This is a genomic window from Bacillus cereus group sp. BfR-BA-01331, assembly GCF_022663915.1.
GTDB classification, from domain to species: Bacteria; Bacillota; Bacilli; order Bacillales; family Bacillaceae_G; genus Bacillus_A; species Bacillus_A mycoides.
This window is the reverse complement of sequence record NZ_JAKUGJ010000005.1, coordinates 103,724-122,967: the sequence shown is the minus strand read 5'-3', so window position 1 is coordinate 122,967 and position 19,244 is coordinate 103,724. Positions and strand designations below refer to the sequence as shown.

The following is a 19,244-nucleotide window of genomic DNA, read 5'->3' as shown; positions in this document are numbered from 1 at the left end:
ATCACTGTAAATTTCCGCACCTTCTTATTCAATATTACTGTCGCTATTTTAGGTGAAATCGCACTCTTTCTTGTCCTAAGTTTTATTCCAAAAAGACTTCATAAATTTTTCGCATAAAAAAGCCTGAGTTCCTATTGATGTAGAACTCAGGCCACTTAGTTTTACTAAGTAAAAGGAAATTATTACACTTATCGTTTTTGCTATATAGTGAAATTTATACATATAATTTATTCGCATTTGCGCTCATGTATACCCCATCTAGTATTATAGAAAATATATCAACGATTTTTTAAATATACCGATCGTTTCCTTAAATAAACCTCTTATATGTAAAATTTTTTCGACAAAAGTATAACATCTTTCACACAAAAAAGACGACCGAAAATTCTTCCAGTCGTCTTTTCCTATTTACTTCGGAACATTACCTACATACTGCGTAATATCAACATTTAACGCCCCAGCTAAACGCATGCCGTACTCTTGATCTGCACGGAAGAAGTTACAAACAGCTAATAATTTCGTGCGCTCATTTACGTCTTTTAAGTCGTTTGTTAAGTTTGCAATTAAGTTGTCTTGTTCTTCTTTAGAGAATGAACGGTAACGCTCACCTGCTTGTTTAAAGTCATTTGGTTTCTCAATTTTTTCACGAGATACGTAGCCTTCTACTTTCATAGTTGAATCGCGGTAAGTTGGGTCCTCAACCGGATTTTCTGTATGACGGCTCGGTTCGTAGTTTACTGTAGATGGGTTTTGATTTACTTGCATTGCACCATCACGTTGTTGGTTATGAACAGCTGCGTATGGGCAGTTTACAGGAATTTGTAAGTAGTTTGCACCAAGGCGATAACGCTGTGTATCTGGGTAAGAGAATAAACGCCCTTGTAATAATTTATCTTCAGATGGTTCGATGCCATTTACAGTTGCACTTGGAGAGAACGCCACTTGCTCTACTTCTGCGAAGAAGTTTTTCGGGTTACGATTTAACGTCATCGTCCCTACTTCAATTAATGGGAAACGATCTTCTGGCCATACTTTCGTTGGATCTAGTGGATCGAAGTCTAAAGAGTCCGTTTCATCTAGTTGCATTACTTGTACGTGTAAATCCCACTTTGGATAATTTCCTTTTTCGATTGCATCGAATAAATCACGAGTTGCATGGTTGAAGTCTTTTCCTTGTACTTGCTCGACTTCTTTTGCACTTAAGTTACGCACACCTTGCTGTGGCTTCCAATGATATTTAATGTAAACAATTTTACCTTCTGCATTAATCCATTTAAATGAATGTACGCCGAAACCTTCCATTTCACGGTAGTTTGCTGGTGTACCATAATCAGAAAATACCCATGTCATCATATGTGTAGATTCTGGAGTTAACGTCATGAAATCCCAGTAACGATCTGGCGTTTGAACATTTGTATCAGGTGCTGGCTTTAAAGAATGCACCATGTCAGGGAATTTAATTGCGTCACGAATGAAGAAAACTGGTAAATGGTTACCTACGATATCGTAGTTTCCTTCTTCTGTGTAGAATTTAACCGCGAAACCACGAGGGTCACGAGCTGTCTCTGGGGAGCCTTGACCATGAATAACCGTTGAGAAACGAACGAATACAGGTGTTTCAGTTCCTTCATTTTGTAAAAACGCTGCTTTCGTATATTGCTTCATGCTGTTTTTCGTTACGAATACACCGTGAGCACCTGCACCACGTGCATGCACAACACGCTCCGGAATACGTTCACGATCAAAGTGAGCAAGTTTTTCTACTAAATGATAGTCTTCTAACAATACCGGTCCACGGCGACCAGCTGTACGAGAGTTTTGGTTATCTCCAACTGGAGCACCTTGGTTTGTTGTTAAGCGATTATTTGGATTCATCAGGGGGATCCTCCTCTTTCTTTCATAGTAATTATTATTTATTTAAAATTATTATAAACTAATTATTATTCAAAATTAAATCCTTGTCAACTATTCCCTTCATTTTTTTGGAAACAATTTCAGCTAAACAATCAATAAATACAGATTGTGAATTGGGCATATTTAGTCTAAAATATGCGGTATTTAATTCATCAGTTACAACTTTACATTCATAATCGTTGTCATATAAAACTTCTAAATCGAGCAATGTGTTTTAAACCTAAGTAACAAACAAATTCATACTCTGTAAACATTTTATTCATTGAATCTGTTAATTTATGCGCCTGCTCTTTCGTTATTTTCACAAGCGGTGAAATTCCACCAATTGCTTTATACCGTCCGATTAAATTTTGGAGCGCTTCTTCCGACGGCTTACGCCCGTGACGAATGTGAGTGTACATCATCTAATGACTCCGGCGTTCCATACGCCATCACAAGCAAACCTAGTTTCTTCTTCGTCATCTATATAACACCTCAATTTTGGAAATGAGAATCTTTTTCAAGAACATTTGTTTCCAAGTATAACAAGCAATAATAAATACGTCAAAATAATAATTCTAAATAAGTATTATTTCTAATATAATTTCGAATTTTATATGACAATTCATTTAATAAAAAAGCGACTTACATATATTTTGTAAGCCGCCCTTTCCCCTATTCTTTAATATTTACCCCATACTCTTTAAACCAAACATGAATTTGCGCTAAATGAGCTAAAAGTTGCGGCCCAGTCATTAATTGTCCAAACCACGGTTTTTGAAATGCACTGCCGCCAGACTGGATCAATCCGCTCAATTGCTCCTTATCGAACAATTCATGCAAAATTGAGCCTTTATCCGTTAATAAATCTTGGAGCCATACTGTTACTGCTTTCGTATAGTGCGGATTATGCGTTTTCGGATACGGACTTTTCTTTCTATATAATATATCATTTGGAAGTAATCCTTCTAACGCCTTACGCAATAGACCTTTTTCGCGGTTTTTATACATTTTCATTTCCCAAGGAATATTCCACGCATATTCGACAAGTCGGTGGTCTGCAAACGGAACGCGTACTTCTAAGCTTGCCCCCATACTCATACGGTCTTTTCTGTCTAATAATGTTGTCATAAACCATACCATGTTCAAGTAAAATAGTTGTCGTCTCTTCGCTTCAATTGGGCTTTCTCCCTCTAAAATAGGAACTTCTTGAATGGATTCTTCATAACGCTGCTGTACATATTGTTGTAAATTTAATTTATTTCTCCATTCTTTCTTTAGCAGTTGTTCACGTGCTTCTGTAGATCGCATCCACGGAAATGCACTTGATTGTAAATCATCTTCTCTATAAAACCACGGATAACCTCCGAATATTTCATCTGCACATTCTCCAGATAAACCGACGACAAAATCTTGTTTTATTTCACGGCAAAACCATAATAATGAAGAATCAATATCTGCCATACCAGGCAAATCGCGAACGAGTACTGCTTCTGTTAAATACTGTGCTAGTTGTTCATTAGAAATGACGCAGCGATGATGAATTGTTTGAAATGTCTCTGTCATTAAATTAATAAATGGTGCATCTGAATTTGGCTGAAACGCATTCGCTTTAAAGTATTTTTCGTTATCTTCATAGTCAACAGAATACGTGTGTAATTGCCCTTTTCCTGATCTTTCATACTCTTTTGCAGCTATTGCTGTGATAGCACTTGAATCTACACCGCCTGATAAAAAAGTGCATAGTGGTACGTCAGAAACTAATTGTCTCGTAATCGCATCTTGTAATAAAAAACGAGTTTTCTCTACTGTTTCTTCAAATGAATCTTCATGTTTTTTACTTTCTACATTCCAATATCTCCATATGCATAAACCGTCTTTTGAGAACGTCATTGCATGACCCGGACGCAGTTCTTGAATACCAGCATATATACCGTGACCAGGCGTTCTAGATGGTCCGAGGCCAAATATTTCTGACAACCCTTCTAACGTTACTTCCGCCTTCACATCTGGATGCGCTAGTATCGCTTTTAACTCTGAACCAAATAATAATCGTCCGCTATCATATTTATAAAAAAGCGGTTTTACACCTAATCGATCTCTGGCAATAAAGACTCGTTCATTTTTCTCATCCCATACTGCAAACGCATATATACCGTTTAAATGATCGACACATTCTTCTTTCCATTCAATATAAGATGCCAATAGTACTTCTGTATCGGAATGCCCTTTAAATGTATAACCTCTTCTTAATAACTCTTTGCGAATATCTTCTGTATTGTAGAGCTCTCCGTTATAGCAAATCGCATAACTCGTTTCGTCTTTTAAACAAGTCATGGGTTGTTTACCACCTTCAGGATCTACAACGATTAACCGTTTATGCCCAAATGCGACGTTCCCTTTAATCCAAACTTTATTATCATCTGGACCGCGTTTCGCTAGCGTTTCCGCCATCTTCGTCACGATGTCCCTTTCCCCTTCTAATGAGCGTTTATAATCCACCCATCCTGTAATCCCGCACATAAGAATCATCCTTCCTAATCTAATATCTGTTTCTGAACGTGCAGTAATCCCCACCCTATGAGTGCGGATACATAAAAACAACAAACTTGACGATAACTAACTATCCATATATGGAATAGCAGTTTCACAGTGTAAAGCGTGTTTTATTGTATGCCCATCTATCTTTAGGTGTGTCTAGTTATAAAGAACGTACGAACTGTCCATAACAAGAATAACTATTTCTATAAAAGGAGAAATGAACTATGATACAACGCAAACATATTTTGTATAACCAACCGCGCGCTCATACAGTCGGTAATGTAGAATATATAAACAAAGAATGGGTATTCTTTGATGATGAAAATGATGAGGCTTTTCTATTAGAAGATATTGCTGAAGATGGTTTTGAAATTTTATATAACAACAATTGGCTACCAGCTCGTTTTTATGAACAAGACATATTACAAATTGCAAATGAACAACATTCTCTCCAAAACGGGGAAATGATACGAATCCGAAAAAAATTACTTCTTAGCTATAATGAATGGCTTGAGGAATTACCTGACTCTGTCTTTACATTATTAACCGAATCATTGCAATCACTTCATTACTCTTTATATGATTGCATGTATTGTCATAATTATTTATCATTCTTGCCGAAAGATGAAGCAGGTGAAGGAGTAAATATTCTTTTATTCGATAACGACGAAATGATTTGTACATTGCAGCATCATTTTGTACGCCACTCTTCCTCTAATAAAAATATTTTGCGATTTACGAAAGTAAACGGAGAAGAGTTACATATCGATGCGACATAAAGTAAAAAACCACCTTATAATCTCCCAAACATGTGAGATTATAAGGTGGTTTTATTTTTATTTGAATACGTACCAGCCAAGCGGTAATTTTAGTCCTAAGTAAAATACCGCTACTAGTGCAACAATAAATAATCCCCAAAATGCCCCTGTTGCTTTGTTCTTGCTCATTTTCACAAGAACCATTTCCATTCCAGCGATTACTAATATACCAGCTAGCATTTTCATGCCGTACCACATGTGCATGCTACCTGTTGCCGTCTTCACAATACTCATGTACAACATGAAACCTGTCACAATAATGATGATATACATAAGGCGAAGCCCCATATGTACACCTTTACCTTTTCTTCCTGCTGAATAAAGTGAATACGCAACGAAGAATAAAATTAATCCTAACGCCCATGCTGTAATATGCATATGTACCATCGTATCCCTGCCTCCTCTTTTTCACACTTTTTCACTCTATATGATAACATGTTCATTTATTTTCAGGAAATGTTTCGCTTTTTTATATTTAAATGCTATAATATTTAGAGTATTTACAAACTTCTTGTAATAACAAAAGGGGGAACAATCATGATTCAAACTAAGGATATTATCGAACTTACAGACACATACGGGGCAAATAACTACCATCCACTTCCAATCGTTATTTCTAAAGCAGAAGGCGTTTGGGTAGAAGATCCTGAAGGAAACCGCTATATGGACTTATTAAGTGCATATTCTGCAGTAAACCAAGGTCATCGTCATCCAAAAATCATTAACGCTTTAATTGACCAAGCTAATCGAGTGACGTTAACTTCTCGTGCTTTCCATAGCGATCAATTAGGTCCTTGGTACGAAAAAGTTGCGAAACTAACAAATAAAAATATGGTACTTCCTATGAATACAGGCGCAGAGGCTGTTGAAACTGCAATTAAAACAGCTCGTCGCTGGGCTTACGATGTGAAAAAAGTAGAGGCAAACCGTGCAGAAATCATCGTTTGTGAAGATAACTTCCACGGACGTACAATGGGTGCTGTTTCTATGTCATCAAACGAAGAGTACAAGCGCGGCTTCGGTCCAATGCTTCCTGGCATTATTGTAATTCCTTACGGCGATTTAGAAGCGTTAAAAGCTGCGATTACACCAAATACAGCTGCATTCATTTTAGAGCCAATCCAAGGTGAAGCAGGAATTAACATTCCACCAGCTGGTTTCTTAACAGAAGCTTTTGAAGTATGTAAAAAAGAAAACGTTTTATTCGTAGCAGATGAAATCCAAACAGGCTTAGGCCGTACTGGTAAAGTATTTGCTTGCGACTGGGACAATGTAACTCCTGACATGTACATACTTGGTAAAGCACTTGGCGGCGGCGTATTCCCAATCTCTTGTGTTGCAGCAAACAGCGACATTTTAGGTGTATTCGAGCCAGGTTCTCACGGTTCTACATTCGGTGGTAACCCACTTGCATGTGCTGTTTCTATTGCAGCTCTTGAAGTATTAGAAGAAGAAAAATTAACAGAGCGTTCTCTTCAATTAGGAGAAAAACTAGTTGGGCAATTAAAAGAAATTGATAACCCAATGATTACTGACATTCGCGGTAAAGGTTTATTCATCGGTATCGAATTAAACGAGCCAGCTCGTCCTTACTGTGAACAACTAAAAGCAGCTGGTCTATTATGTAAAGAAACACACGAAAACGTAATTCGTATTGCACCACCTCTAGTAATCTCTGAAGAAGATTTAGAGTGGGCGTTCCAAAAAATTAAAGCTGTACTATCTTAATCATAGTGAGGTTGTCCTAAATATAGGACAACCTCTTTCTTTTTTTAGTAGTTTATCGTAAAATAAAATTGAATATTCTGTTTTTGTTAAAAAGGGGGGTAACTGTATGCTATTGAAATACGGTAAACATATTAACAATTTAGCTACAATTTTTATTTCTATGACATTCATCGGCTTCATATTATCTACAACTTTACTCAGTCATTATTCAACTCCTAATACATTCACACTACTTAAAACATCATTTTGGGCTGCTGTTTTCCTTACAATTATCGGTTTTGGCCGTGAGAGAAGCGCACTTGCAGTTATGCTAATTGGAATTTGTACTTTAGCATTAATCGGATTGTATATTTTCGCCATTATAGATTACTCCGTTAATCCACGCCCCTAGAAAAGAGCTATCTTTTCACAAGATAGCTCTTTTTTCATTTCACAATATTTCTTAACGTACCAATTCCCTCTACTGTAATAACAACTTCATCACCAGCATGTAAAAACTTCGGTGGTGTAAAACCTTTACCAACACCAGCTGGTGTCCCTGTTGCAATGATATCTCCTGGCTCTAATGTCATGCCTTTACTTATAGTTGAAATAATTTCTTCTACTGAAAAAATCATTTCTCTCGTATTTGAAGTTTGCCTTACTTCTCCATTTACCACTGTTTCAATGTGTAATGCATTCGGCGTTCTAACCATCGATTTATGAATTAAATACGGTCCCATCGGACAAAATGTATCGAAACTTTTCCCTAGGAAAAATTGTTTATGTTTCCTTTGAATATCCCGAGCAGTTACATCATTTATAACTGTATATCCAAAAACATGATCAAGAGCTTTTTCTATTTTTATTTGTTTCCCTCGCTTACCGATAACGATTGCTAGTTCACCTTCGTAATCAAGTTCATTCGTCGCGTGAGGGTGACCATTAATTTGCTCATCAATTCCGATAACTGTTGTTGGCGCCTTTGTAAAAATCATTATATTTTCAGGGATAGACTCTACTCCGCCCATTTCTACCGCATGCTCACGATAGTTCTTTCCAACACAAAGAATATTTTTTCTCGGCCTTGGAATCGGTGCTAATATTTTCACCTCTGCTAACGGATAATACGCCGATCCCGCATTTTCCTTCGCCCAATTTACAATGTCGCACACTTTCTCAAGACATTCGCTTCCTCTTTCAATACACTCTAACATAGTAATCGGGATCGTAACCTTTTCCCCTTTTTGTCTTTGCGCTTCTCTTAAATGTAATACCTTTTCTTCCTCTTCATCCACAATACCTACAAATACTTTTTCTTCTTTCTTAGCCGTTACAAAACGCAACATTTCCACTCTCCATCCTAAAACTCACACCCTATAATTGTATTCGCATCCTTAAGAAAAAAACCTTCTTATACACGATAATTTTTACAATATTCAACCATTCTTACATTTGTTCCTCATCCGTTATTTGACATAAAATGTAGAAATTATACTTTTTTTAGCGAAGATGTTTCTTTTTTATGGGATTTTTGTATAATATGTACTACATATATACATAAAATTTATTGAGAGATGGAGCCGATTTCAATGTTTGAGCAAGCTATCGAAAAAAAACGCGAAAAAATGATCTATTTTGCTGAACGCTACGGAATGACTTCTCAAAAAACAGTAGATTGTAGCCAGGAATTGGACAGGCTCTTAAATGTTGTTTGGCCTATACATACAGATTGCACACATACTCAAATGTTCGAAACACATACGCAATAACGTATGTGTTTCTTTTATTTCGAAAAAATACACATTTTATTGAAAACGCCCATACAATAGTAGAAAAGAAAATTTTAAAAACGAAAGGTGTTTTGTATGCCAGCTATGGTCGGACATATTCGTATCGTTAACATTGGATCAAGTGGTATTTTTCATATTGGAGATGTATTTGCGATTAGGCCTATTAGTTATTCACGCGCTTTTGCCGGAGCCGGTTCATTTAATGTTGGGGATAACGTCTCTGTCTACAATTATCAAAGCTCAACGACCGTCAATGATTCAGATGTAATTGATCAAGCAATAATTGGTTCGAACTAAAGGGGGCGATTGCATTGAATTTTTATGTGAACCAAAGTATCATCATTAACAGCATTAAAATCGATAGCATTACGACCTCTTCCGTTTTTCAAATTGGAACTGCAGGTAGTATTAAAGCTCTTTCTAAATTCTCAAATTCCGGCGGATTTACAGAACCTCTTCGTCCATTACAGGCGAAAGGACAAATTATTTCCATCAAACCATCAACTAGTTCTTCTTAAGGTATCCTTGTCATAAATATATAGCAGGAATATATTTCCCCTCCCTATTGAAAAGGAGGTTTCACAAATGAATCAAGATATATATACTTACCTACACCAACTTCAACAAGCTCTCCAAATACAGCAGCAAACTATTCTAAACCTTGAAGAGCAAGTTCGCCTACTACAAGAAGAGCTTAATGAGTTAAAAAGTCGTCCCTCCTCTTCTATAGGAAAAGTGGAATATAAATTCGATCAATTAAAAGTAGAAAATTTAAACGGCACTTTAAATATTGGCTTGAATCCATTTTCATCAAAGGGGCAACAAATTGAAGATTTTCAAGTGGATACAGAAACATTAAAAGTAAATCCTGAAACAGAAACAAATCCAGATTTTTATCAAGGTATCCTTCAAGAAATGCATCGCTATTTAGATGAAGAAGCATATAGTCGAATTCTCCATTTTGAACAAGAAGAGAGAACGCCGCTTGATGAGATGTATCGACAAATGATGGTGGATGACATAAAAAAACAGATGGAACATAGACTTCCATATTATTTATCACAAGTTCAATCGTATGAGGGTATTTCCTCAGATCCCGATTATTTACGAGACGTCATTATTCAAGCAATGAAACAAGATATTGACAAAGCCTTTCTTTCCTTTATTCAACACATACCAGGTAATTTCCGAAAGGAGTAAGTATGTATGAATTTAAATGTTGTGAACCGCGAGTTAAAAGTAGGGCAGATTAAAATGAACGGGGTTTCTTCTTCCGCATTATTTTTAATTGGAGATGCTAACCTTCTCATCCTTTCTTCTATTCTTGATACGCCATTCGAATCCGTTACAGAGGGACCATTTGTACCATTAGTAACAGATGTCCCTCCGACTCCAGGTTGAGGAGAGGAAAAATTATGCTCCGTCATACTTCAGTTGTACAAAATGTTTCTATCATTTCTATGGGGGTTGCAGCTGTCTTCCAGGCCGGGGATGCTAATCAAATAGAATTAAAAAATAGAGCGCTTATCGTTCATCGAGAAATCCCTTGTTATATAAAAGGTGAAGGTCGTTTTGATGCGTTTGAAATCTTTACAGATGAACACATTACAATTCCAAAGCGAACAACAGATGTAAAACTAAATATTGTAAATGAGTGCCCTTTTATTGAAGTAAATGATGTTCACTTGCGAACGCTTTTAAATTCCGCGTGCTTCCAAATCGGCAATGTTGACTATGTTTTTAATAATTCTCGCACGCTACAAATCCGCCAATTTATTACTGATGAACCTTCATCTAAATAATTCATATAGTAATTAAAAAGCTTAGTAAAGTAGGTGGATGGTATGCCTTCGGTTGTAGGAAATCTTGTCGTTCAAAACAGTAACGGCTCTTTCAACTTAGGAGATTTTTATAACGTGTCTCCGAAAGAAAATACGAAAGCTTATAACGGATCTGGGGCTTCCAATGTCGGATTTGTCGTCAACACCTTTAGCGGTGTTAGCGCAACGAATACATTTGATTCTGATGTAGCAGACCAAGATCAAATTGGAACAGCGTAAAAAAGAAACAGCCCTAGCTCTATTTTGTGTAGAGCTAGGGCTGTTTCTTTTAATTTTAACATCTTACATATTTACGTTTGAATCCGAGTCTTCCTCTATCAAGTTCTTTATGAATACTTTCGTAAGCATTTAGAAAACTGCTTTTTTTGTTGTCCCGTTTTAGCTCCACTATGCCTACTTCCTTTGCAGTTTCAACTGCCTTTTCATGTAGCGGCACATATGAAATCCCCACAGTGTTTAGAAAATTATTCATAGCGGATTTCGTTCGTTCTGGCGCATCGTGAATTGTATTTTTCACAACTTCTAGCATACTGGTAATCTTACTTCCGGAAAATTCATTGTCTTTTCGATTCCCTAAAAGCCAGCAGTAGCAACTCCAGCCCGCGGACATTCTTAGTTCGTCACCACTTGCAATCCATTTATCAGCAACGTCTTGTGCAAAATCTGATTCTGATAAAGTTACTGCCACCACATAATCGGACAGCATATAAAAGTACGCCCCATCCATCCAACGATCAAAATCCGATTCGTTCATAGTTTTTGGATCTGCAATAATGCCTGCAAAGTACATCGCATCATAGTTACCTGTAGCATAAAGCTCTTCAGCTAAACTTTGATTGATTTTTATTTTCTTCGCGATTGGTTTCATAGCACCTGTAGCTACTCCAAAAAGTGGCTCCTTTGCACCATTGGATATGTATATTTTTTTAGTTCGTTCCTTGCCGAGAGTTTCAAGCTCTTGCATTACTGTTTCAAAATCCATAGTGTTGCACTTCCTTTCTTAATATTATAATCAATTCGATTATATAAACTAATCATTAGTTAAGATGCTACTCCTCACTAATGATTAGTTTTTCTTTATTGAAATGATAATCCCTTATCTTCTAAATCCGCTCTTAATTTAGGTAAAGATGCTGGCCCTATACCGTGCAGTTTCAAAATTTCTTTTTCACTATACTTTGAAAGTTCTTCTAGAGTATGAATTCCATGGTGCTCTAACGCTCGCCTTGCTGGTGCTGAAAGAAGAGAAAGAAAGCCTTCTTTTGGCTTTCTCTCTTTCTCACAGGTTGGGCAAGTTGGACAATCGCTACTTTGTAGTACTCGTGTCCTTGATCACAAGTTCTTAACGTCGCCATAATCCATAACCCCTTTCTAAGCTCTATTCGTCAATATTTACAACATGATTTCCATCAAAGAAATATAAACATTTCTCTTTCACAGGATGTTTTAAGCTTTTCTCAAGTGCTTTTGCATATAGTGAAAGCTGTACTTTGTATCGGTCTTCTAAAATTGGTTTCGCTTGATCAAATCCGCCTGGGAACTTTCCTTCAATCGTATCTGTTTTAAAGTCGATTAAAGTAATTCCGTCTTCCTCTTCGATCATGCAGTCGATAACCCCTTGGACAAGTATTGTTTCGCCTTTCTTCCCTTGCCAATCTTGATACGCTTCTTCTGCTGAAAGCATCATCGTAAATGGTACTTCGCGCTCAACACTTTTTGCTGCTAATACCCTTTTACCTAAGTCACTGTCAAAGAATGAAATTACCTTTTCAACCGCTATTTCTTCAGCTTGTTCAAATGTTAATAGTTCTTTATTTACCATTCTTGCAATTTGTTCTTGAAGAACTTCAATCGTAATTGGTTTCTTCAAATCTACATGCTGCATAACGGCATGGACTGCTGTCCCTCGCTCTGCGTATGTTAGCCCTTTTTTCTCCATAAAGCGCGGACGTGTTTTAATTGGTGCACGAAGTTTTTTAATAAAGGCGTTATCGCTACCTTCTTCAGATTGATAATTTCTCTTTATTTCTGTAACAGACTGTTTCGCACGGTGAGATGTCGCGTCTGCATACCCGTATTCCCACATCAATCTGTCGTATACTTCTTCTTTCCGTTCACTTTCTAACGGAACAGCTTTTTTATCGCGAAGCGCTTCTAATAACTCTTGTTTCTCTTCTTGAACTGGTTCTGGTGCAAGTAAATCTTTTCCTTCAACAACTTCTACTTTCCAGCTAGCACTATATTCATAAATTTCACCTGGAATATTTCCTTGTCCTAATTCAAGAAGCCTTTCACTATCACGATGTCTATATAATGAAGGTGCAATCCAATCTAAATAACATGACGCTCCAGCGCGTATATGGTCTGGTAATAACCATTCACTATGCTCTCTTGCATCGAGCCATTTTTCCATTTCTTTATTGGCATCTTTAACCGTTCCAATTAAAATTAACTTCTCTTTCGCACGCGTTAACGCTACGTATAACACGCGCATTTCTTCCGCGATTAATTCCATTTTCATTTTACGCTTAATTGCTAGTTGCGATAATGTCGTATATTTAATTCGTTTACGAGGATCGATAAATTGTGAACCGAAACCGAAGTCTTTATGCAGTAAGAAACGTTTCATTAAATCTTGTGTATTAAAACGACGACCTAGTCCCGCTACAAATACGACTGGGAACTCTAGCCCTTTACTTTTATGAATCGTCATAATACGAACGACATCTTCTTGTTCACCTAAAGCTCTCGCCGTTCCCATATCATCACCGCGTTCTAAAATACGCTCAATAAAGCGTAAGAAGCGGAATAATCCTCTAAACGATGTTGCTTCATATTGTCTTGCACGGTCATAAAGTACACGCAGGTTTGCTTGCCTTTGCTTTCCGGCTGGTAAACCGCCGACAAAGTCGTAATAGCCTGTCTCACCGTACACTTTCCAAATTAAATCAGAAAGAGATTGTTGACGCGCAAATTCACGCCACCCTTGCAGTAAGTTATAAAACCACTCTAATTTATCATGCAGTTCTTGTTCTTCTTCAAGCGGCGCTCCCTTTAAGAATGAGCTCATCACTTCATAAAACGAGCCTTTCTTTCCATGAGCACGAAGCGTCGCAAGTTCTTCGTCATTTAGTCCAACGATCGGTGAACGAAGTACAGCTGCAAGCGGAATATCTTGCATCGGGTTATCAATGACGCGGAATACGTTCATCATAATATTTACTTCTGTCGCTTCAAAGTAACCAGTCGCAAGGTCAGCATATACCGGAATTCCTTGTAGTTTTAACTCTTCCATAATTTGCGGCGCCCATGGCATGGAGCGAAGTAAAATAACGAAATCACGATATTGCACTGGGCGCATACTATCGGTTTTACGATCATACACTTCATAGCCTGAATCGACCATTGCTTTAATACGCTGCGCCATAAGACGAGCTTCAAGCTGCGCTTTTTCTACTTCGGCACCTTCTTCACCGTCTTGCACTTCTTCATCAGTTTGCTGAATACATAATAGCTCTGCCGCTACATCTTCACCTTCTGGATAGCTAGCACCTAGCTTTAATTCAGCGTCAGCATCATAATCGATTTCGCCGACTTCTTCGCCCATAATTTGTTTGAAAATAAAGTTCGTACCTGCTAGCACTTCATGACGGCTACGGAAGTTTTTCGCTAAGTCAATCTTCATTCCGCCGCCCGATCCTTCTTGTGTGAAACGTTTATATTTTCCTAAGAATAAACCAGGCTCTGCTAGTCGGAAACGATAGATTGACTGTTTTACGTCACCAACCATGAACAAGTTTCCTTCACTCTCGGAATCTTTCGTTACAAATTTAATAATTGATTCCTGTACGAAATTCGTATCTTGATATTCATCGACTAGTACTTCAGCAAATTTATTACGATATTGAAGTGCTACTGCTGACGGCTTCATTTCACCGTCTTCACTTTGCTCGCTTAAAATTTGCAAACAGAAATGCTCTAAATCTGTGAAATCGACCATTCCTTTATCTCGCTTAATCGCTTGGAAACGCTCTGTAAATACTTTTACAAGCTTCACGAGTTTTTCTAATACAGGATGCATATCTTGAAAATCTCGTAAGAAACTTTCGGGTCTGCGGCTAAATAGCTCTTCTTGTAATTTCTTCACTTCATCTTTCGCTTTATTACGAAGAGAATCTACTTGTTTTACAACATCTTCGTTGTAATCACTTTTTTTAATACGCTTTAACGTTTGCCACGATACATTTTGCATCGCTTCATAAACGCTTGTCCACGATCCACGCGCTGCTGAGGATAACGTTCCAAGTAAAGCTAAATCCGCTTGTAAAGTTTCAACGCGAGGCGCTGGACCATCAGGAAGCATTGCGAGTTCAGTCGCCTTACGAATATGCTTTTCCGCTGTTTCAAGCTGAAACTTCACATCCTCTAATAAGTAAGAAGCGTACACTAAATCTTCAATCGTCTTTCCTTCAACGTCGTATGCTTCTACTAATTTATCAAGCCACTTCTCCGGGTTTGGATGCGCTCTTGATTCTGTATGAAGCGCTAAAATCATTCGTTGTAAGTCATCGTCACTACGGTCACTCGTATAACGATCAACTAGTTCAAAGAAAATACTATTATCTTCGATTCCATATTCTTCTTCTAATATGTCATCTAGCACTTCTTCTTTTAATAACTCATTTTCTGTTTGGTTCGCAATACGAAAACGAGGATCGACATCAAGCATGTAATAATATCCTCTAATAACTTGTAAACAAAATGAATGAATTGTAGAAATGGAAGCTTTATTTAATAAGCTAAGCTGCTTTCTTATATGCTGTGAACCTGGCCCATCAATTAATACTTTTTCTAACGCTTCCCCAATTCGATTTTTCATTTCTTGCGCTGCTGCATTCGTAAATGTTACAACGAGCAGGCGGTCGACATCGACTGGATTTTCCTCACTTATAATCTTTTTAATAATACGTTCAACTAATACCGCTGTTTTCCCTGATCCAGCTGCCGCTGCGACTAAAATATCACGTCCGTTCGCTACAACCGCTTTCCACTGGTCATCTGTCCATTGACTACCTTCTGGTTTCTGAGGCCAATTTTCTATCATTCTCCGCCAACCTCCTCTCTAATTTTCTCCATCGCTTCGCTATCTTTCATATCTTTTAACGTACGGAATTGGTTATCTTCAAGTGATTCATCAAATTGACAAACAGATTTGAAGTTACAGAACGTACATGCCGCTTTATTCCCCTTTTTGTAAGGAGCAATATCGATAACACCTTCTGTAATGTCTTTTCCGATATTTTCAAACGAGTGGTGTACATATTTTTGAAGTACGTTAAACTCTTGTTCACTTGCAATGCTAGAACGCGCACTAAAACTACCATCTTTTTTCAGACCAGCAGAAATAATATCAGAGCTTCCTGTTGAAAGTTTATTATCCATTAAACGCACAACGTCAGCATCTCCTAGTACGAGACCTTTCATTTTAAATTTCTTTAAAATTTCTTTCTCAATTTCTTCTTCAGATGCATCGCCTTTCATCTCAACAATCGGGTTATGAATATGGAAATACAATACACCCGCCGGTGATGCAGTACTGCCCTTTTTCATCCACGTATGTGCATTTGAAGTAACAACATCTAAATACGTTAACATTTGAAGTGCGAGTCCGTAATACACTTCTGTTAAATCTAACGCTTTCGAACTTGATTTATAATCAATAATACGAAGGAACGTACCACTCTCATCTTCCGCCTTATCAACACGGTCAATACGGCCAACTACTTCCATCTTCACACCATTTGGCAACGCAAATTCCATTGGTGGAAGAGATCCAGTCCCGCCCATACCGAACGGTACTTCTAAATCAACTGGTACAAATCCACTCGACTTCGCATGTTCACGAAGAATAAGTGACGTACGGAAAATGATTTGTTGTAGTTTTTGCTTTAAATAGAAATGACGGTTCGAACTTAATAAAATTTGTCTTTGTAATAACGGTGCAATTTCTTCTATTACTAAAGCAGAAAGGTGTTCACACTCTTTTATTGATAAATCCGCCCAAGTCCGATTTTCACGTAATAACTTGTCTGCAATTCTCTTCAGCGCTGCATGGAATAACTCACCGATATCTGGCGCATCAAGTTTGAAAATATCACGCTCTCTTAGCGATAAACCGTGCTGAGCAAAATGAGCGTACGCACAGCGATTAAATAGCTCCATACGAGAAACGCTTCCCTTAATTGTATCTCCATATAAATCCCTACTTACATCTGTACTTAGTTTCTGTGCACGATTTCGGTAGAATAAACTTGATAACACACGGCTACTTTTTTGCTTCCATTCATCTGAAGTAACGTAGAAGTTATATACGTCCCACCAAAAGTCTAAATTCCCTTCAAATCCGTATCGCTTCCACGTTTGCAGTTGCTGCATGACATAAGACAACGTTACTTCTGGCGTTGCTACATATGAGATTTGTTCCGAACGCGATAAGTCATTTACATCATTCGTAATAAACGATTCTTTCACATCAGGGAACATTCTTTTTATTTTTTTAATAAAACTAGAAGCAAGTAACGTCTTTCCTTCTTCATCCGCAAGCGGACAGGAAATGTATAACTTCTCAGATGCTCTCGTCACCATTTGATACATAACGAACTGTTCTTCTAATAAAGTTTGTCTCGTCGTTGGTGCTAATTCGATACCTGCAGCGGTGAGAACATTTCTTTCCTCATCAGAAAGCATACCTTCATCCATAGGCGCTGCTGGAATCACTCCTTCATTTACTCCAATAATGAACGTCGCTTTAATATCTGATAATCTAGAATGATCAATATTAGCAACTAACACTTGATCTAGTGACGGCGGAATGTTCGCAAATTGAAGTGCCTCAAGACCTGTCGACATAACCTCCGTAAACATTGAAAGGGACATCTTCTCTTCGCCAAGCATCTCAACGAACGTATCAAGAAGATTCATCACTTCTTCCCATACTTGCTCATGGTCTGTCGCAAATAAGAAATCTCCATTTTCTTCTGCACGAACACGTAATTCTTCTAGTTTTTTCGGAACGTCAAGCTCCTCTAAAAATAAATATACCGCTTCGCACATTTGCATAACTGTTCCAGCACGCTTCAGTCTTTTTTGCATACGAATAACTGGCGTTCTTACAACGTCGCGAAGTCGATTTATTTTCTCTTCCATTTCACGCTCACTGTCTGTTATCATTTCGCTCGCATCATCAAGAGAACGATAACGACGATACATCCACGGATCTTCAGAAGTCCATCTCTTCCCTTGTACACCGTACGCTAAACAGTAGTTTTCAAACTCATCCATCTCTTCGCGCATCGCTTCTTTTCTTACATCTAATGGATATAAAAGCTCTGTTTTCACGCAGCGAAATACTGCATCATAACGCCAATTCCCGCTAATAATCTCGAGTGCAGAACGAATACATTCTACTAGCGGATGATGTGACATTGGGCGTTTTTCATCGATGAAATGCGGGATATTATAATCCGTAAATAACGTTCGCATTACGTCGTAATAACTTTCTCCGTTACGAAGAAGGACTGCGATATCTCGGTAACGATAGTCTTCATCCGCCACAAGTCTTCTAATTTCACGAGCTACACCTTCTACTTCAGCTCGTAAATTAGCTGCTGTACTAATTGTCACACTCGCTTCACCATGATACTTTTCATTCGGACGCGCTTCATAATGCGTTTCTAAATGAGCTAATGCTGGAGAATGAAAACGCGGTTGTTCCATAAGTGGAATTGTTTTTTCAATTTCTATTTTCTCTTCACGCGCTACTTGTTTTATTTTTTCATACGTTAACGTCGTTTCATAAAATAAATCTAGTTCATTCACTGGCTGCGCTAACGTTTTTTCATCTATCGTTAATGTTATTGTTACTCTTGTTCCTAATCTCATTAGCCCTCTAACGATTTCTAGCTCTTGAGGAGAAAATGAATGGAATCCATCTATATAAATTTCCGCGTCTTTTATATACTCAGAGTCTGAAAGCTTCTCAATTAATAATTGTAAGTAGTCTTCTGAATCTAAATACTTTCCGATTAAAGCACGTTCAAAATCATCATATAGTAACTGTAAATCATACACTTTATTCGCTAGTAGCTTTTGCTCTGCACTACTGCTATGTGTGTCTAATTGTTGCCACATTTCATATACGTTAGACGGCGTCACATTGTAACGTTTAAACTCAGCAATCATACTACCAAGATGTTCAAAGAAACCGTTTTGCTCCGCTGCTTTTTGAAACACAGATAGTCCATCTTTACGAGATTCTACAATTTTACGAAGCAACATATGTACACCAGCTTCATCAATATGAAGACGACTCGCTCCGCCAACTTCTTGCAGCACCTTCCACGCTAATCGCGAAAAACTAAAAACTTGTGCCCGAATAGAACCTCTTACATCTTCACTCCCAATTAACGCCTGCTGCGTTTGGAATGTCATCTGTTCTGGCACAAGATATAATATTGTTTTCCCTCTTGGGCGCTGTTTTAACTCTTCTTGCACTTCGTGTAAACAAAGTGTACTTTTTCCACTTCCAGCTCTACCAATCACAAATCGAAGTGACATGTAACCCCACCTTTCACTTACATAACGAACGTTAG

17 protein-coding genes and 2 pseudogenes are annotated in these 19,244 nt (G+C 37.8%); 10 read left to right on the top strand and 9 right to left on the bottom strand.

Annotation, left to right across the window (positions count from 1 at the left end; translation table 11 throughout):
* Window positions 1-408 precede the first annotated feature (408 nt).
* The 3 genes and pseudogenes from katB to asnB form a co-directional block, all read right to left on the bottom strand.
* Window positions 409-1,875: a catalase KatB gene (gene katB, locus MR155_RS11455; protein WP_242309826.1), complete on the bottom strand. Its 1,467-nt coding sequence runs from the start codon at window positions 1,873-1,875 to the stop codon at window positions 409-411.
* Between the two features lie 58 nt (window positions 1,876-1,933).
* Window positions 1,934-2,376, bottom strand: a pseudogene (locus tag MR155_RS11450) (ferrochelatase).
* Window positions 2,377-2,568: 192 nt separating this feature from the next.
* Entirely contained in the window at window positions 2,569-4,416 is a 1,848-nt protein-coding gene (gene asnB, locus MR155_RS11445) for an asparagine synthase (glutamine-hydrolyzing) (protein WP_242310042.1), read from the bottom strand.
* 242 nt (window positions 4,417-4,658) lie between these two features.
* Here asnB and MR155_RS11440 point away from each other — a divergent pair, with 242 nt between their 5' ends.
* Entirely contained in the window at window positions 4,659-5,213 is a 555-nt protein-coding gene (locus tag MR155_RS11440) for a DUF2777 domain-containing protein (protein ID WP_242309824.1), read from the top strand.
* 57 nt (window positions 5,214-5,270) lie between these two features.
* Here MR155_RS11440 and MR155_RS11435 read toward each other — a convergent pair whose 3' ends face one another.
* Window positions 5,271-5,639, bottom strand: coding sequence for a YisL family protein (locus MR155_RS11435; protein WP_002134930.1), 369 nt, complete (start codon window positions 5,637-5,639; stop codon window positions 5,271-5,273).
* A 150-nt stretch (window positions 5,640-5,789) separates the two neighbouring features.
* Between MR155_RS11435 and rocD the strand changes: the two genes are divergently transcribed.
* Entirely contained in the window at window positions 5,790-6,980 is a 1,191-nt protein-coding gene (gene rocD, locus MR155_RS11430) for an ornithine aminotransferase (protein WP_219301624.1), read from the top strand.
* A gap of 106 nt (window positions 6,981-7,086) precedes the next feature.
* On the top strand, window positions 7,087-7,371 hold the full coding sequence (locus tag MR155_RS11425) for a hypothetical protein (protein WP_000925332.1): 285 nt from the start codon (window positions 7,087-7,089) through the stop codon (window positions 7,369-7,371).
* Window positions 7,372-7,405: 34 nt separating this feature from the next.
* On the opposite strand, the gene MR155_RS11420 is transcribed toward MR155_RS11425, so the two are convergent.
* Window positions 7,406-8,308 (bottom strand): fumarylacetoacetate hydrolase family protein, encoded by a 903-nt coding sequence (locus tag MR155_RS11420; protein ID WP_219301622.1) that lies wholly within the window; start codon window positions 8,306-8,308, stop codon window positions 7,406-7,408.
* 243 nt (window positions 8,309-8,551) lie between these two features.
* Here MR155_RS11420 and MR155_RS11415 point away from each other — a divergent pair, with 243 nt between their 5' ends.
* The 7 genes from MR155_RS11415 to gerPF all read left to right on the top strand — a co-directional run bounded on the left by MR155_RS11415 (window position 8,552) and on the right by gerPF (window position 10,812).
* Window positions 8,552-8,731, top strand: coding sequence for an aspartyl-phosphate phosphatase Spo0E family protein (locus tag MR155_RS11415; RefSeq protein WP_002087032.1), 180 nt, complete (start codon window positions 8,552-8,554; stop codon window positions 8,729-8,731).
* Window positions 8,732-8,827: 96 nt separating this feature from the next.
* A complete protein-coding gene (gene gerPA / locus MR155_RS11410) occupies window positions 8,828-9,049 on the top strand; it encodes a spore germination protein GerPA (RefSeq protein WP_001111190.1) in 222 nt (73 codons plus the stop codon).
* 14 nt (window positions 9,050-9,063) lie between these two features.
* Entirely contained in the window at window positions 9,064-9,270 is a 207-nt protein-coding gene (gerPB, locus tag MR155_RS11405; RefSeq protein WP_001012506.1) for a spore germination protein GerPB, read from the top strand.
* Window positions 9,271-9,337: 67 nt separating this feature from the next.
* Complete coding sequence (gene gerPC, locus MR155_RS11400; protein WP_002064204.1) at window positions 9,338-9,952, top strand: spore germination protein GerPC; 615 nt, start codon at window positions 9,338-9,340, stop codon at window positions 9,950-9,952.
* 6 nt (window positions 9,953-9,958) lie between these two features.
* Window positions 9,959-10,153 (top strand): spore germination protein GerPD, encoded by a 195-nt coding sequence (gene gerPD / locus MR155_RS11395; RefSeq protein ID WP_001052805.1) that lies wholly within the window; start codon window positions 9,959-9,961, stop codon window positions 10,151-10,153.
* A gap of 14 nt (window positions 10,154-10,167) precedes the next feature.
* Entirely contained in the window at window positions 10,168-10,554 is a 387-nt protein-coding gene (locus MR155_RS11390; RefSeq protein WP_219301620.1) for a spore germination protein GerPE, read from the top strand.
* Window positions 10,555-10,596: 42 nt separating this feature from the next.
* Window positions 10,597-10,812, top strand: coding sequence for a spore germination protein GerPF (gerPF, locus tag MR155_RS11385; protein ID WP_001141570.1), 216 nt, complete (start codon window positions 10,597-10,599; stop codon window positions 10,810-10,812).
* A gap of 55 nt (window positions 10,813-10,867) precedes the next feature.
* On the opposite strand, the gene MR155_RS11380 is transcribed toward gerPF, so the two are convergent.
* From MR155_RS11380 to addB, 4 genes and pseudogenes are all read right to left on the bottom strand, one after another.
* Window positions 10,868-11,575 (bottom strand): DNA alkylation repair protein, encoded by a 708-nt coding sequence (locus MR155_RS11380; RefSeq protein WP_219301619.1) that lies wholly within the window; start codon window positions 11,573-11,575, stop codon window positions 10,868-10,870.
* A gap of 95 nt (window positions 11,576-11,670) precedes the next feature.
* Window positions 11,671-11,948 (bottom strand): annotated as a pseudogene (locus MR155_RS11375) (RNA polymerase alpha subunit C-terminal domain-containing protein).
* Between the two features lie 23 nt (window positions 11,949-11,971).
* Window positions 11,972-15,697, bottom strand: coding sequence for a helicase-exonuclease AddAB subunit AddA (gene addA / locus MR155_RS11370; RefSeq protein WP_242309823.1), 3,726 nt, complete (start codon window positions 15,695-15,697; stop codon window positions 11,972-11,974).
* A complete protein-coding gene (addB, locus tag MR155_RS11365) occupies window positions 15,694-19,209 on the bottom strand; it encodes a helicase-exonuclease AddAB subunit AddB (protein WP_242309822.1) in 3,516 nt (1,171 codons plus the stop codon). The genes addA and addB overlap by 4 nt, the downstream gene beginning before the upstream one ends.
* Window positions 19,210-19,244: the final 35 nt, after the last annotated feature.